16 protein-coding genes are annotated in these 15,220 nt (G+C 71.2%); 7 read left to right on the plus strand and 9 right to left on the minus strand.

The window, feature by feature from the left end:
- Window positions 1-97 precede the first annotated feature (97 nt).
- A complete protein-coding gene (locus H7A73_RS07585) occupies window positions 98-556 on the minus strand; it encodes a SufE family protein (protein ID WP_027465483.1) in 459 nt (152 codons plus the stop codon).
- Window positions 553-1,464 (minus strand): sulfurtransferase, encoded by a 912-nt coding sequence (locus tag H7A73_RS07590; RefSeq protein ID WP_182065375.1) that lies wholly within the window; start codon window positions 1,462-1,464, stop codon window positions 553-555. The genes H7A73_RS07585 and H7A73_RS07590 overlap by 4 nt, the downstream gene beginning before the upstream one ends.
- 154 nt (window positions 1,465-1,618) lie before the next feature.
- Between H7A73_RS07590 and zapE the strand changes: the two genes are divergently transcribed.
- Both zapE and H7A73_RS07600 read left to right on the plus strand, forming a co-directional pair.
- On the plus strand, window positions 1,619-2,641 hold the full coding sequence (gene zapE, locus H7A73_RS07595; protein ID WP_182065377.1) for a cell division protein ZapE: 1,023 nt from the start codon (window positions 1,619-1,621) through the stop codon (window positions 2,639-2,641).
- 210 nt (window positions 2,642-2,851) lie between these two features.
- Window positions 2,852-4,126, plus strand: coding sequence for an ammonium transporter (locus H7A73_RS07600; protein WP_182065379.1), 1,275 nt, complete (start codon window positions 2,852-2,854; stop codon window positions 4,124-4,126).
- A gap of 206 nt (window positions 4,127-4,332) precedes the next feature.
- Here H7A73_RS07600 and H7A73_RS07605 read toward each other — a convergent pair whose 3' ends face one another.
- Entirely contained in the window at window positions 4,333-5,304 is a 972-nt protein-coding gene (locus tag H7A73_RS07605) for an aldo/keto reductase (RefSeq protein WP_182065381.1), read from the minus strand.
- A 223-nt stretch (window positions 5,305-5,527) separates the two neighbouring features.
- On the opposite strand from H7A73_RS07605, the gene H7A73_RS07610 reads away from it, so the two are divergent.
- Both H7A73_RS07610 and H7A73_RS07615 read left to right on the plus strand, forming a co-directional pair.
- Window positions 5,528-5,920 (plus strand): ChaB family protein, encoded by a 393-nt coding sequence (locus H7A73_RS07610; RefSeq protein ID WP_182065383.1) that lies wholly within the window; start codon window positions 5,528-5,530, stop codon window positions 5,918-5,920.
- Window positions 5,921-5,988: 68 nt separating this feature from the next.
- Window positions 5,989-6,957 (plus strand): beta-ketoacyl-ACP synthase III, encoded by a 969-nt coding sequence (locus H7A73_RS07615; protein WP_182065385.1) that lies wholly within the window; start codon window positions 5,989-5,991, stop codon window positions 6,955-6,957.
- Between the two features lie 70 nt (window positions 6,958-7,027).
- Here H7A73_RS07615 and H7A73_RS07620 read toward each other — a convergent pair whose 3' ends face one another.
- Entirely contained in the window at window positions 7,028-7,900 is an 873-nt protein-coding gene (locus H7A73_RS07620; RefSeq protein WP_182065387.1) for a hypothetical protein, read from the minus strand.
- A 38-nt stretch (window positions 7,901-7,938) separates the two neighbouring features.
- On the opposite strand from H7A73_RS07620, the gene H7A73_RS07625 reads away from it, so the two are divergent.
- Window positions 7,939-8,619, plus strand: coding sequence for a hypothetical protein (locus tag H7A73_RS07625; RefSeq protein ID WP_182065389.1), 681 nt, complete (start codon window positions 7,939-7,941; stop codon window positions 8,617-8,619).
- Window positions 8,620-8,636: 17 nt separating this feature from the next.
- On the opposite strand, the gene H7A73_RS07630 is transcribed toward H7A73_RS07625, so the two are convergent.
- From H7A73_RS07630 to H7A73_RS07650, 5 genes are all read right to left on the minus strand, one after another.
- Window positions 8,637-9,557, minus strand: a complete 921-nt coding sequence (locus H7A73_RS07630; RefSeq protein WP_182065391.1) for a hypothetical protein — start codon at window positions 9,555-9,557, stop codon at window positions 8,637-8,639.
- Between the two features lie 260 nt (window positions 9,558-9,817).
- Window positions 9,818-10,186 carry a flagellar assembly protein FliW gene (fliW, locus tag H7A73_RS07635; RefSeq protein WP_182065393.1) on the minus strand — a complete coding sequence of 123 codons (369 nt, stop codon included), beginning with the start codon at window positions 10,184-10,186 and terminating at the stop codon, window positions 9,818-9,820.
- The gene (gene flgL, locus H7A73_RS07640; protein ID WP_182065395.1) at window positions 10,183-11,064 is read right to left on the minus strand and encodes a flagellar hook-associated protein FlgL; all 882 of its coding nucleotides are present in this window, start codon (window positions 11,062-11,064) and stop codon (window positions 10,183-10,185) included. Before flgL ends, fliW begins: the two co-directional genes overlap by 4 nt.
- 2 nt (window positions 11,065-11,066) lie before the next feature.
- Window positions 11,067-12,488: a flagellar hook-associated protein FlgK gene (gene flgK, locus H7A73_RS07645; protein ID WP_182065396.1), complete on the minus strand. Its 1,422-nt coding sequence runs from the start codon at window positions 12,486-12,488 to the stop codon at window positions 11,067-11,069.
- 4 nt (window positions 12,489-12,492) lie between these two features.
- Entirely contained in the window at window positions 12,493-12,978 is a 486-nt protein-coding gene (locus H7A73_RS07650) for a flagellar protein FlgN (protein WP_071403931.1), read from the minus strand.
- A 443-nt stretch (window positions 12,979-13,421) separates the two neighbouring features.
- Here H7A73_RS07650 and H7A73_RS07655 point away from each other — a divergent pair, with 443 nt between their 5' ends.
- Together H7A73_RS07655 and H7A73_RS07660 are read left to right on the plus strand one after the other, a co-directional pair.
- On the plus strand, window positions 13,422-14,237 hold the full coding sequence (locus H7A73_RS07655; protein WP_182065397.1) for a sigma-70 family RNA polymerase sigma factor: 816 nt from the start codon (window positions 13,422-13,424) through the stop codon (window positions 14,235-14,237).
- Between the two features lie 118 nt (window positions 14,238-14,355).
- Complete coding sequence (locus tag H7A73_RS07660; RefSeq protein WP_182065398.1) at window positions 14,356-15,195, plus strand: flagellin; 840 nt, start codon at window positions 14,356-14,358, stop codon at window positions 15,193-15,195.
- Window positions 15,196-15,220: the final 25 nt, after the last annotated feature.

Below are 15,220 nucleotides of genomic sequence, written 5' to 3' on the forward strand. Positions count from 1 at the left end.
GTGAGGTGCCAGAGGACGGCCTGCGTGCCGACGGCGTGACGGACGGGAGGCCCGTGGCGGTGTCGCCACGGGCCTCCCGTCCGTCACCGGGTCGCGTCTACGCGACCGCCGCCTGCACCTGCCGCTGCACGCGACCGAGCATGCCCACCATGCCGCGGATCCGCAGCGGGCTGACCGCTTCGGACAGGCCGATGGTCAACGGGTAGTCCGTCGGGACGGCGAGCACCTGCTCGACCGTCAGGCCGGACAGCCCCTGCGCCAGGATCGAGGCGAAGCCGCGCGTGGTCGGCGCCTCGCGCGGGGCGGTGGCGTGCATGCGGACGACGTCCGGAGCGTCGCCGTCCTCACCCACCGTCACCGTGATGAACACGGGGGACTGGCACTCCTCGACGCGTTCGAGCTCGTCCTCGTGCCCCTGCAGGCGTTCGGGCAGCGCGGGTAGCTCGTTCGAGAACTCGAGCAGGAGCTGCAGGCGGTCCTTCTGCCCGAGGGCGAGGAAGTCGTCGCGGATCTCGGCGAGGGTGGCGGGGAGTGGTGCGTCGGTGCTGGCGTTCATCGGTTCGGAACAGTACCCGGCTCGGATCCCTGCACGATGGGGACGCGGACGGCGCTGCCCCACTCGGTCCACGAGCCGTCGTAGTTGCGGACGTTGTCGTAGCCGAGCAGGTGCTGCAGGACGAACCAGGTGTGGCTCGAGCGCTCACCGATGCGGCAGTAGGCGATGACCTCGTCGGCGTCACCGATGCCGGCGCCGTCGCGGTAGACGGCGTCGAGCTCGTCCCGCGACTTGAACGTGTCGTCGGCGGCTGCGGCCGTCGCCCAGGGGATGTTCACGGCCGTGGGGACGTGGCCGCCGCGCAGCGCGCCCTCTTCCGGGTAGTCGGGTGCCGTCGTGCGCTCCCCGCTGTACTCCGGGGCGCTGCGGACGTCGATGAGCGGCTTGCCGAGGTGCGCGAGGACGTCGTCCTTGAAGGCGCGGACGGGCTCGTCGTGGCGCTCGACGACGGGGTAGTCGACGGGTGTGACCGGGGTCTCGTCGGTGGTCAGGGCGCGGTCCTCGGCGATCCACTTGGCACGGCCGCCGTCGAGCAGGCGGACGTCCTCGTGGCCGAACAGGGTGAACACCCAGAGTGCGTACGCGGCCCACCAGTTGTTCTTGTCGCCGTAGATCACGACGGTGGTGTCGCGGCCGATGCCCTTGCCGCCGAGGAGCTCGGCGAACGCGGCGCCGTCGATGTAGTCGCGCTGCACCGGATCGTTGAGGTCGGTGTGCCAGTCGATCTTCACGGCTCCCGGGATGTGCCCCGTCTCGTAGAGCAGGACGTCCTCGTCGGACTCGACGACCACCAGGTCGGGCGCGCCGGCACCGGCGTCGAGTTGCTCCTGCAGCCAACCGGTGGAGACGAGGCGCTCCGGGTGCGCGTAGGCGGCGAACTTCTCGGACGGGTCGACCGGTGCGGTCATCGGGGGTACCTCCAGGGGTGCGGGGGAGCGTGGTGCGGGGCGAGCGTGGTGCCCGGTGCGAGCTGCCGGCGCCGGACTAGGATCGGGCGTCGGTGCCTGTGGGCAACGGTACGCGGACGTACCGTTCCCCTGCCGCAACGTGACACCCCACGACATGCTTCCCGGAAGGGTTCCCCGATTGCCCGCTCACCTCGTCGACCGTGATCCCCAGGTGACCCCGCAGCAGATGGCTGCGGCGCTCGTGCCCCCGCCGCAGTTCACGGACGCGTCGTTCGACTCGTACCGGCCGGACCCGGACTACGACTCGCAGGCCTCGGTCCGCGATGCCGTCGCCGCGTTCGTGGCCGCCGGTCCCGCGGACGCCCCGCGGCGCGGGCTGTTCGGGCGCCGGAAGCAGTCGGCGGAACCCGCGGCGAAGTCCGGCGTGTACCTGGACGGCGGGTTCGGTGTCGGCAAGACCCACCTGCTCGCAGCCGCCTACCACGCGGCCACCGGCCGGAAGACGTTCGGCACCTTCATCGAGTACACCGCGCTCGTGGGGGCCCTGGGGTTCCAGGGCACGGTCGACCTGCTCCGCGGCACCGCACTGGTGTGCATCGACGAGTTCGAGCTCGACGACCCGGGCGACACGATGGTGATGACCCGGCTCATCAAGGAGCTGACCGAGACCGGCACGCGCTTCGCCGCCACGTCGAACACGCCCCCGGGCGCCCTGGGCGAGGGTCGCTTCGCCGCGCAGGACTTCCTGCGCGAGATCCAGGCCATGTCGGACCGCTTCGACACCATGCGCATCGACGGCCTGGACTACCGCCGACGGGCCGTGGACGAGTCGGCGCAGGTGGTGTCCGACGTGCCCGCCGCGCTGCCGCCCGGCACTGTGACGCTCGACGACTTCGGTGCGGTGGTCGCCCACCTGGGTTCCGTGCACCCGTCGAAGTACGTCGCCCTGGTCGAGGACCTCGACGCCGTCGGGCTCACCGACGTCCGGGCGTTCACCGACCAGACCGACGCGCTGCGTTGGGTCGCACTGGTGGACCGCCTGTACGACGCACAGGTGCGGATCGTCGCCTCGGGGACCCCGCTCGACCAGGTGTACCCCGACGCGATGCTCGAGGGCGGCTACCGCAAGAAGTACCTGCGCGCGGCGTCCCGCGTGGTGGCGCTCACCCGGGCCTGAGCCTCCTTCGCCGTCAGACCGATCTGTCCACGGCGGTCTCCTGCCCCTCGCGCAGGGGACATCGGGCCGGCGGAAACACGACGTTTACAAACGGCGCGGTCGCGTTACATCCGCGAAACAGTTCGTGCTCCCTCGTGAAACCTCGCCTCGCCAGACTCTGTGACACCCGAGGCGGTCCAAGAGCCGCTCGTGCAATCGAGAGGTGAGCAGATGCTTGATCAGGGCAACACGACGTTCGTGTTGGTGATGGCTGCGCTGGTGTTGTTCATGACACCCGGCCTGGCCTTCTTCTACGGCGGTCTGGTGAAGGCCAAGTCCGTCATCTCCATGATGATGATGTCGTTCGGTGCGATCGCGCTCGTGAGCGTGCTCTGGGTGGTCTACGGCTACGCGATCGCCTTCGCCAACCACGGCGACGGCACCGCGGTCTCCGGCGTGGTCGGGTTCTTCAGCATCGACTGGAACCAGATCGGCCTCGGCCAGGCCTTCGAGGAAGCACAGTCCTCGGACATCCAGGCGGCGTACCCGTCGATGGCCTTCGTCGGGTTCCAGGCGACGTTCGCGATCATCACCGTCGCGCTCATCTCCGGCGCCATCGCCGACCGCGCCAAGTTCGGCGCGTGGATGGTCTTCGCCGGCGTCTGGGTCACGGTCGTCTACTTCCCGGTCGCCTCGTGGGTCTTCAACCTGACCTCGGGTTGGGCCGCCACGTGGGGCGTCATCGACTTCGCCGGTGGCACCGCGGTGCACATCAACGCCGGTGCCGCGGGTCTCGCCCTGGCGATCGTGCTCGGCAAGCGCGTCGGCTTCGCCAAGGGTGCGCACAAGCCGCACAACCCGCCGTTCGTCCTGCTCGGTGCCGCCATCCTGTGGTTCGGCTGGTTCGGCTTCAACGCCGGTTCCGAGGGCGCCGCTGACGGCATCGCCGCGATCGCCTGGGTGAACACCCTCGCCGCCCCGGCCGCCGCCATCCTCGGTTGGCTGCTCATCGAGAAGCTCAAGGACGGCAAGGCCACCTCGGTCGGTGCCGCATCGGGCGCCGTCACCGGCCTCGTCGCGATCACCCCGGCCTGTGCCGCGCTGACCCCGGGCTGGGGCATCCTGCTCGGCTTCCTCGCCGGCATCGTCTGCTGCTTCGCCATCGACTGGAAGTACCGCCTGGGCTTCGACGACTCGCTCGACGTGGTCGGCGTCCACCTGGTCGGCGGCATCTTCGGCACGCTGTTCCTCGGCTTCTTCGCCAACGACACCGGCCTGATCTACTCCGGCTCGTTCGAGCAGCTCGGCAAGCAGGCCGCAGCGGCCCTCGCCGTCGGCGTCTACTCGTTCGTGCTCGCCCTGGTCATCGGGTTCGTGATCGAGAAGACGATGGGCTTCCGCGTCAAGACCGAGGACGAGGTCGCCGGCATCGACACCGCCGTCCACGGCGAAGAGGGCTACGTCCTCTACGAGCAGACCGACGACAGCCCGGTCAGCGTCCGCTAGACACCAGGCACCACCCGCACGACGACGGGCCCCGCGCACACAGCAGCGCGGGGCCCGTCGTCGTCTCGCTGGTCGCGTCCTGGTCGTGACCACGGACTGGAGGCGCGGTGCGGGTCGGACCCGCACCGCGCCTCCAGGCAGCTGGTCGCGTCAGCGACCCGTCGGTCCCGTCGGTCCCGTCGGTTCCGGTGGTCCCGCCGGTCCCGTCACCAGGCGTAGTCCTCCGGTGACGTCTGGTGCCCCGGGAAGATCTCGTCGAGACGGTCCAGCGCACGCTGGTCGAGGCGGATGTCGACGGCACGGACCGCGGACTCCCACTGCTCCATCGTGCGGGGGCCGGTGATCGGCGCGGTGACGCCGGGCTGGTGCAGCAGCCAGGCGAGGGCCAGCTCGCCCGGCGTGTGGCCGAGCTCCTTCGCGAACGACTCGTAGGACTGCAGCTGGTCGCGGTGGGCGTCCACGTACTCGGCGCTGCGGCCGGACAGGCGACGCGAGCCGTTCTCGGTCTTCTCGATGACGCCGCCGAGCAGACCGCCCTGCAGCGGCGACCAGGGGATCACGCCGAGGCCGTACGCACGCGCGGCCGGCAGGACCTCGCGCTCGACGTCGCGGACCACGAGGTTGTAGATCGACTGCTCGCTGACCAGGCCGAAGGTGTCCCGGCGCTTCGCGGCCTCCTGCGCCTGGGCGATGTGCCACCCGGCGAAGTTCGACGAGCCGACGTACAGGACCTTGCCCTGCTGGACGGCGACGTCGATCGCCTGCCAGATCTCGTCCCACGGCGTCGCACGGTCGACGTGGTGGAACTGGTACAGGTCGATGTGGTCGGTCTGCAGCCGCTGCAGGCTCGCGTCGAGCGACTGCCGGATGTTCAGGGCGCTGAGCTTGCCGCCGTTCGGCCAGTCGGTCATGTCGCCGTAGACCTTCGTGGCGAGGACCGTCTTCTCGCGGCGACCGCCACCCTTGGCGAACCACCGTCCGATGATCTCCTCGGTGGCACCCTTGCCCACCGAGCCGCCGTAGCCGTTGGCGGTGTCGAAGAAGTTGACGCCGAGCTCGTGGGCCCGGTCCATGATCGCGTGCGAGTCGTCTTCGCTGGTCTCCGGGCCGAAGTTCATCGTGCCGAGCACGGCGCGGGAGACGGACAGACCGGTGCGACCGAGGTGTGTGTAGTCCATGAGACGGGTCTACTCGTGACGCGCTGGTGGCGCCAGGCCCTGGGAGTACCGGTCGGCGGCTGGTGGCTGGTGGCTGGTGGCTGGTGGCCGGTGCCCGGTGCTCGGTGCTCGGTGCTCCGTGCTCGGTGCTCGGTGCTCCGTGCTCGGTGCCCGTGCTCGTCCGTGCTTGGTGCTCGTTGTGCTGGTCGGAGTAGTCAGGGGGGACCACTCGAGAGGAGCAGCCATGCCAGCCAAGGACGAGATCCCCAGCACCCTGCAGCGGTCCCCGGAGCACGCGCAGGAGATCTTCGAGAAGACCCTGGACTCGGCGAACGAGACGTACGGCCCGGGCGAGCGGGCGCACCGCACGGCGTTCGCCGCCGTCAAGCACGAGTACGAGAAGGTCGGTGACCACTGGGAGGAGAAGGAGTCCTCCGGGCCCTCCGATTCCGGTGCTGCCGGCTCCCGCGGTTCCGGGAAGACCGAGGGCGGTGTCGACGCGAACGCCTCGAAGGCGCACCTGCTGGACGTCGCGAAGCGGCTCGACGTCAGCGGCCGCTCGAAGATGACGAAGGACGAGCTGGTCGAGGCGATCGGCAGGGCGAACGACCGAGCGACCGCTGCTGCGCGGAAGTGACGGCGGGTGAGGCCCGTCCATTCCCGGGTCGGCATGCGGCGGTGGCGTGAGGGGGTAACGTGCCGACGATGAACATCCCAGCACTCCGCGGCAGCCGGATCCTCGGGTTCGGTCACCACCAGCCCGAACGCGTCCTGACCAACGACGAGCTCTCGACGATGGTCGACACGAACGACGAGTGGATCCGCACACGGACCGGCATCCAGACCCGTCGGATCGCCGGGCCCGACGACACCGTCACGTCGATGGCCGTCGAGGCCGGACGCCGTGCCCTCGCCGACGCCGGGGTGTCACCCTCGGCCGTCGGACTCGTCATCGTCGCCTCCACGACCCACCAGGACCGCGCACCGTACACGGCAGGTCGGGTGGCCGCCGCGCTGGGCATGACGAACGGTCCGGCGCCGATCGACATCAACACCGCGTGCAGTGGGTTCGAGTACGCGCTCGGGCTCGCCGACCAGTCCATCCGCACCGGTTCGGCCGACGTCGCCCTCGTCATCGGGTCGGAGGTGCTGTCCGGGATCGACGACTGGACCGACCGGTCGACGTGCGTGCTCGTCGGCGACGGGGCCGGTGCCGCCGTGCTCGGGGTCGCCGAGACGCCGGAGATCGGCCCGGTGTCGTGGGGGAGCGTGCCGCACCTGCTCGACGCCGTCCGTGTGGAGGGGTCGCCGGGGCGCTTCAACCAGGAGGGGCGTTCGATCTACCGGTGGGCGATCACCGAGGCCGAGGGGCACGCCCGCAAGGTCGTCGAGGCCGCCGGGCTCTCGATGGACGACATCGAGGTGTTCGCGTTCCACCAGGCGAACCTGCGGATCATCGAGCCGCTCGTCACCGCGCTCGGCGGGGAGTCGAAGTTCGTCATCCGCGACGTCGTCGAGTCCGGGAACACCTCGGCGGCGAGTGTGCCGCTCGGGCTGTCGAAGGCGTGGGAGCGTGGTGACCTGCCGGAGGGGGTGCCTGCGCTGCTGTTCGGGTTCGGTGGCGGGTTCGCCCACGCCGGCCAGGTCGTGACGACGCCGGTGCGGTCCTTCTAAGCACCGTTGCACGATCGGCCCGGGCTCGGCTGCTCAGCATCGGTGCCCGGGCCCCTCTCGGTCGTCTCGGCTAACGCTTCGAGCGGGCGTCGTCCTGGCCCGGCTCGGTCCAGAGGTCCTGGTCCCCGCCCGCGCCGCGCTTCCACAGCAGGGCGCGGCGGGTCTTCTCCGGCGCGGGGGTCATGGTCAGCACGATCGGGAACTCCGCCGGCGGCATACCGAACCCGGTCCGCGACGCCTGGATCACCTTGCGCCCGAGTGCGTGGTTCCCCAGGCCGCCGACGGCCGCGCCGATGCCGAACGGCAGTGCCCGTCCGAGGACGGAACCGCCCTGCCGGACGGCGAATCGCTTGATGAACTGGTCACGGACCTGTCCGCCGATGCCGTTGACCACCTGCTTCGGGAGCGAGGACGTCACCATCTCCCCCCAGAACGCCGTCCGGGCCTGACCGCCGGCTGCCTGTCCGGCGAGCTGGTTGATGAGCTGCGTGCCCGGCGCGCCGAGGATCATCGCCATCACGAGTGTGCGGGCGCGCTCCGGGTCGTCCAGCGCGATGCCGTGCACCTCGGTCACCGACTGTGCGAACAGCGCGGTGGTCTCGAGGAACCCGACCGTCTCGGCACCGCTCAGGCCGAGCGCGGCGGCCATCCCGACGCCGGGGATCACCGCACTCGCACCGACCGCGGCGCCACCGGTGGTGACCGCGGCCAGGTACTGCCGCTCGAGGATCTGGATCACCTCGGCGGGGGTCGCGTCGGGCTTGCGACGACGGATCGCGTTGACGTGCGCGACCACGACGGGGCGCTGCACGCTGATGACCCGGTCGAGCCACTTCGCCCAGCCGGTGGGCTGGACCTGCTGCGTACGGGAGTCGGACGGGGAGGGGGAGACCGGTGCGGTCGGCAGGGGCACGATCGACTGGTCCTTCGGGGCTCGGGCCATGGCTTCACCGTACGCCGCGCACGTGAGAGGGTCGCTGGATGGACACCGACCCCGCGCAGCCAGCCCTCGACGATGCCCGTCGTGCAGCCGGGTTCCTGCCCGTCGCAGAGGTCACCGCCCTCGCGCCCGCGGTCCGGGTGCTCGACCCGGCGTCCGTCCTGGTCGGAGTGGGCGTGTCGGTCCTGCCCGGCGTGGTGCTGTACCCGTCCACGACGCTCGAGACCCGGCACGGTGGGGCGATCACGGTGGCATCCGGGGCACGCCTGGGCCCCGGATCCGTGACCGTCGTCGCGTCGGCGGCGGCCGTGCACATCGGCGAGGGAGCCGAACTCGGTCCGGGACCGGTGACCATCGTCGCGGACGGGTCCGACGTCGTGGTCGGTGGTCGGGCTCGCCTGACCGCCGGGTGTCTCGTCGAGGGGCCGGCTCGCATCGGCGCGGCGGCGCAGGTGCTCGGTCCGGTGTCCGTGCGGGACGTCGAGCTCGAGGAGGGCGGCGACCACCGCGAACCCGACCCGGACCACCGCGGCGGCGTGGTCAAGGGCACCGGGCCGATCCGCGGCGTGCGCGTGGGAGTCGGCGAGGTGGTGGTCGGTGGGGTGGTGGACACCGGGGCGGTCGACACCGGGGGATCGTCCGCTCGGCCGACGGTCGAGCGTCAGCGCAGGTACCACCCGGATGCGCCGCACCGCCCGGATGCGCCACACCGCCCGAGCTGATCGTCGGGCACGCACCCTCAGCACGGGACGCCCGCGCGCCGGAGGGCAGCCCGCACCCGGTCGGGCTGCATCAGGTCCGCCCACGAGAGCCGCACGACCGCCCGGACCTCGGGGAACGACCGGATGAAGTCCTCACGACGTTTCTCGCGCCAGTGCGCGTCGGAGGTGGATCGCCCGTCGAGCAGCGCGGGGTCCTCGTACTTCGCGCGGCCGTCGACCTCGACCACGACGCCCTGGTCGGGGAACCAGAAGTCCACGATCGCCGTGACCGATCCGGCCCGGGCGAACACGTGCTGCTGCACCGGTTCCGGCACCCCGAGTTCCCGGAAGCGCACGCGGCACACCGACTCCGCTGGTGACCCCGACAGCGCCGACCCCATCCCCACCGCGATCCCCGTTTTGGTCCGGGCCGAGGCCAGCGACGCGTGTTCCGCGTCCAGCGCCGCACGGTCGGCGAGCCCACGGGAGAGCACGGCATCGACGACGGGGAGTGCTTCGAGCAAGGAGCGCGTCGCAGCGACGTCGATGGCGGTCCTCGCGGCCGTCGTCACGGGTGTCGCCTGCTGATCGACGAGGACTCCGGGTGGCCGCCCCTGTGCACCGTGCCGGACGAACCACGCCGTGACGCGGGTGTGCGTCGTGGTCGGATCGGCGAGGTGCACCTTGGGTGGTGTTGTCCCGATCAGCGGGAGTCCGAGGACTGCGCACGCAGACTGGTGTGAGACGACATCGGTTGCTCGGAGTCGGTGCGCCGAGGCTCGGACGAGCACGTGGTGCTGCTCGCCGGGATGCATCCCGTCGAGTGCGTCCGGGCGGACGAGGACGCCGGGGCGGAGGCGTTCGTACCGTCCGCGGCGGACATCGCGCTCGAGTGCACGGCGTTCGGCGGAGGTCGCACCCGTCGTGCGGATCAGTTCGACGTCGTTCGCTCTGGACATGGCACCAGGCTCGCCGAGCCTCGTGGCCCAGCGCTCGTCATCGCCGGATCTGTGGAGGGCCGGCCGGCGACGATGACCTGTGCAGGACTGATCAGCTGCAATGCGCGTGCATCTTGCGACGATCCACGCGTCGAACGACTCGTGTCTTGTCGTCACATGCACGCGCACCATCTGCGTGCACATCTTCCGACGATCCACGCGTCGAACGACTGGTGGAATGTCGCAGAACGCGTGCGAAGCCGCGCCGCGCACCGCCGCGGCTACACCCGCGCGAGCTCCGCCCGCAGCGGCAGGTCCTGCTCCTCGAGGATGACCTGCGCGCCCACGGCCGTCCGGGCGTTCACGACGATCGGCGCGAGCAGGTTCACCGTGGTGCCGGACGCGCCGGGGTTCGCGACGACGAGCAGCATCGCGTCGGCGGGGTCGGTCAGCTCGAGCCCGGCGGCCTGCTCGTCGGTGAGTTCCGGCGCGTACGTCGGCAGGTGCACCGCGGCGTCGAGCAGGAACAGCCGTGCGTCGTCGCCGACGAGCGTGAACAGCCCCTCGGCACCGTCGACCGGCGACAGCTCGAAGGCCGCGGCGGGGGCGAGCCCGAACGGCGGGACGGCGAAGGTCAGGGAGATGCTCATCGGAGGTAGTCCATCAGGGTCGGCTGCAGGACCTTCGCGGTGACGGCGAGGGCTGCCTGGTAGTTGGTCTGCTGCACCTGCAGGTCGAGGACGGCCTTCGCGAGGTCCACGTCCTCGATGCCCGCACGGCGGCTCTCGAGCGAGACGGTCGCGGACTTCAGCGAGTCCTGCGCCGCGAGTGCGGCGGCGTGCCGGACGCCGACGTCGGCCTGGGCGCCGCGGACGGTCCCGAGCGCCGTGTCGACGTCCCCGATGCGAGCGTTCACGTTCACCCCGTTCTGCAGGTCACTGACGATGGAGTCGATCATGCCGAACACCGAGTCGTCGCCGGACCCGAAGACCGCGGTGCCGGCGGTGTCGACCCGCACCGTGGTGCCGTCGCCGACCCGACGGGACACGTCGGTGCCCGATGCCGCCCAACCCGTCGCGGGGTCGTAGGCGACAGCGGCGGTCGACGATCCCGCGAACACCGAACGGGTGCCGTAGGTGGTGTTGGCATGTGCCTCGAGGTCGGCCTTGAGCGACCGGAACTGCGTGATGAACGCGTCGCGGTCGGTGTCGCTCATGGTGCCCGAGTTCGCGGCCTGCACCGTGAGGTCGCGGACGTTGTTGAGCACCGAGTACACGCCGGACAGCGCGCTGTCCGTGGTCGCGAGCCACGCCGCGGCGTCGTTCGCGTTCCGCGAGTACTGGGCGGCTGCGGCCTGCTCCTTGCGCACCTGCATCGACGACGCGGTGCCGACCGGGTCGTCCGAGGGCTTCTGGATCGCACGCAGCGTCGTGGCCTGGTCGGTGAGCTCGGCGACCCGCGCGGCACCGGCCTGCAGCCGGGCCGAGGCGGCCGCCATCGACATCTGGGTGGTCACACGGGTGATCACGATCAGCCCCTCCCGACGAGTCCGACGCGGTTGATGATGGTGTCGAGCATCTCGTCGACCGCCGTCAGGACGCGCGCCGCGCCCTGGTACGCGTGCTGGTAGCTCAGCAGGTTGACGTTCTCCTCGTCGAGGTCGACGCCCGCGCTCGACTGCTGCTGGTTGCGCGCGTTGGTGAGCGCGAGCCCGGTCATCGTCGATTCCGACGTCGCCGACCTGGAGGCGGTGCCCACCCCCGCCACGAACGTCGCCCAGACCTGGTCGGCACCGTCCGACGACGCCCCGAGTCGTGCGAGCGCGTCGGCGAACGAGTCGTCGAGTTCCCCCGCCGCGTTCCGCGTGGCCAGCCCGCTGGCGTCCGTGGGGACGACGCCGAGTGCCTGGGCGGCGGGGACTCCGGCCGCCACGGAGAAGAAGGGTGCGCCGGTGGTGCCGGCCGGGGTGGTCCCGGCGGCGTGCAGGGCGTTCACGGTGGTGGCGAGTCGCGTGGCCACGGCGTCGTAGGACGCGGCGGCCTCGGCGAGTGCGCCGCCGGTACCGGTGCCGGACGCGGGTGCGAGGACCGCGAGTGCTCCACCGATCGACCCGCCGCTCAGCCCGACCGCCCCGGCCGTACCGGTGGTCCAGGTCAGGGTGACCGCTGTGCCGTCGGCCAGACGCTCGCCGCCACCGAGGGCGACCGAGCGGGCGTCGGTGCCCTGCACGATCGGGTTGCCGCCGAGGAGCACGTCGACGGTGCCGTCGGCGTTCGTCCGGGTGGTGCCGCCGGCGAGCGTGGCGATCTGCTGCGTGAGCTGGTCACGCTGGTCGAGCAGCTCGTTCGCGTTGCCGCCCGAGGCGAGCGCGGTGCGGATCCGGCCGTTCAGGTCGGCGACCTGCTCCGCGGCGCCGTTCAGCTGCGCGACCTGTCCGGTCAGGGTGCCGCGCACCGAGGACCACTGCGCGTCGACGGCCTTCGAACCGGCGGCCAGGGCGGCGACGACGGTGCCGGCGGCCCCGAGCACGGCACTGGCGGCACCCGGGTCGTCGGGGTGGCTGGCGAGTTCGCTCCAGGACGACCAGAACGCGTCGAGCTTGGCGCTCAGGCCGTCCTTGCCGGGCTCGTGCAACCCGGTCTCGAGGGCGGAGAGCGCCGTGGCACGGGCATCGGCGTAGGCCGACGAACCGGCGGCGACGCGGACGCCGGCGTCGAGGGTCAGCGATGCCAGGCGGGCGATGCCGTCGACCGAGACGCCCTGGCCGGCGAGGGCCGCGGTGCCCCGCATGAACCCGGTCTGGGTCGCGGGGATCGAGTTCTGCGTGACGCGCTGTCGCGTGTAGCCGGCGGTGCCGGCGTTCGCGATGTTCTGGCCGGTGACGTCGATGCCGGCACGGGCCGCGGCGAGGCCGGAGTACGCGGTCGCGAGGGATCCGAAGGTGCTGACCACGGTGCTACAGCGTCCCCTCGAACAGGCGTGCGCCGTCCTGGCCCGCGCCGGACGTGCCACTGGCGTCGTAGGTGGCGGCGCCGGTGACGGTCCCCGCCAGGGTCTCCTCGGTGGCCTGGGCGGCGGCACGCAGGAACCGGTCGTTCTCGTCGCGCAGGGCGCCGATCTGAGTGGTCAGTTCGACCATCGCGGTGAGGTGCGACGACAGGATCTCGCCCCACGGCCCGTTCGGTGCAGCGGCGACGACGTCGCGCAGGGGAGCGTCGGCGGGGACGCCCCACTCCTCGGCGACCTCGGCGCTCTGCGCGGCACGCTCGAGGCCGGTGCTGCGGAGCCGGTCGAGGACCTGCTCGACCTCGCGGCTGGCGTGCGACACCCAGCGGGAGCGGCCCGCGGTGAGCAGCAGCTGCTCCTCCTCGAGCTTGAAGGTCAGCAGTTCGAGCAGCTCGCGTTCGCGCCAGAGCACGGCGGACAGGTCGTTCACGCTCATCAGCTCCTCCCGGGTGGTGGTTCGTCGGGGGTGGTCCCCGGTCCGTCATCCTGCGGACACCGGGATCTATCGACGTCCCTGCACGGGCCGTAAGCCCCGCCGGGGAGTGCGTGGACCGGACATCGGCCCGCGCATGCCCCGACGGCCCCAGTTGGGGGACGAGAACGACCGTTCTCTTCCCGGAGTCCCCACAAATGCCGACCGCGAAACACCGGGAACACCCCCGCACTGGGGACTGATCCACCCCCGTACAGCGCATTGCCAGCCGATACATTCGGAACGCACCCCGGGGGACACCCGGAACCGCTCGACAACGATGCGGCGTGCACCGCTCGGAGGGACCCGAGCGGCTCTTCGGCGTACGTACCGGCCATCCGAGGCCGGCGTCCGTCGCGCCCACGGACGGGTGAGCCGACACACGTCAGGTCGACCAGGGGAACAGCATGGACCGCACCGAACGCAACGCGATGATCGTGGAGCACCTCCCGCTCGTGGGCTACATCGTGGCCGACGTCCGCTCCCGGGCGACGCACCTGGACCGCGACGACCTCGCCGCCGTCGGCTCGCTCGCACTCGTCGCAGCGGCCGAGGCCTTCGATCCCACCCTCGGCGTGCCGTTCGGCGCCTACGCCCGCACCCGGATCACCGGTGCGCTGGCCGACGACATGCGCTCGGCCGACTGGGCGTCCCGTGGCACCCGGAAGCGGATCCGCGAGACCCTGGCCACGCAGGAGGCGCTGTCCGCACGCCTCGGCCGGAGCGTCGGTGCGCAGGAGATCGCGGACGCCATGGGTGTCGACAAGCAGACCGCCGTGGACGCGATGAGCGACGCCGCCCGGACCGTCGCGCCGCTCGACGAGACCGTCCACGACCTCGTGGCCGCGGACCTGCCGCTGCCCGGGGACGACCTGCTCGAGACCGAGAAGCGCCGGTACCTCCGCGCCGCGGTCGAGGCCCTGCCGGAGCGGATGCGCTTCATCGTCGAGGCCGTGTACTTCGGCGACCGTTCGGTCACCGACGTCGCCGCCGAGCTCGGCATCACGCACTCGGCCGTCTCGCAGCAGCGCTCCGAGGCGATGCGCCTGCTGCACGACGGACTCGCCGCCCACTACGGCGACGGCACGACCGTCGAGCCGGCGAGCCGCACCACCGCGGCCCGCCGGAGCGCCTACCTCGCCCGTGTCGCCACGAACGCCGCCGCCGGTGTCGCCCGTGCCGTGCACGACGCCGCGTCCGGCCCGGCCGTCGCGGCGAGTTGAGACGTCGGCGGAAACTTCTCCGCCGATCCCCTAACGACTCCCGGCAACCGGTCGAGAGTCATCCATGTCAGCCCACGGACGGGCCGACGCACGACCCACATTCACGGAGGAAACCACCATGGGTATGTCCATCAACACCAACCTCTCGGCACTCAACACGTACCGGAACCTCAACGCGACGCAGAACGACCTGTCGAAGTCCCTCGAGAAGCTCTCGTCGGGTCTCCGCATCAACCGTGCTGCCGACGACGCTGCCGGTCTGTCGATCTCCGAGGGGCTGAAGTCCCAGGTCGGTGGCCTCACGGTCGCCGCCCGCAACGCGCAGGACGGCATCTCCGTCGTGCAGACCGCTGAAGGTGGCCTCACCGAGACCCACTCGATCCTCCAGCGCATGCGCGACCTGGCAGTGCAGGCCGGCAACGACTCGAACAACGAGGACTCCCGCGCGGCGATCACCACCGAGGTCGGCGAGCTCACCAAGGAGCTCACCCGCATCTCGGAGTCGACCAACTTCAACGGCATCAACCTGCTCGACGGCTCCGCCGGCACCGCAGGCGTCCTGAAGTTCCAGGTCGGCGCGAACGGCGACGCGGCGAGCCAGATCGACGTGGACCTGTCGAAGTCGAACGTGGAGTCCGTGTCGACCGCGGTCGGCGCGCTCACCTTCGACTCGGCGACGAACGCTCAGGCCGCCATCACCGCGATCGACGAGCAGATCAAGTACGTCTCCTCGGCTCGTTCGAGCATCGGTGCCGTCCAGAACCGCTTCGACCACGCCATCAACGTGACGAACGTGGCCAAGGAGAACCTCACCGCTGCCTCCTCGCGCATCACCGACGTCGACATGGCGGAGGAGATGGTCAAGTACACGCGCGACAACATCCTCAGCCAGGCCGGCACCTCGATGCTCGCGCAGGCGAACCAGAGCACCCAGGGCGTGCTCTCGCTCCTGCGCTAGCCATCACGTGGTTCGCCCTCCGGGC

The sequence above is a fragment of the Curtobacterium sp. ME12 genome, from assembly GCF_903970855.1.
Lineage (GTDB): Bacteria > Actinomycetota > Actinomycetes > Actinomycetales > Microbacteriaceae > Curtobacterium > Curtobacterium poinsettiae_A.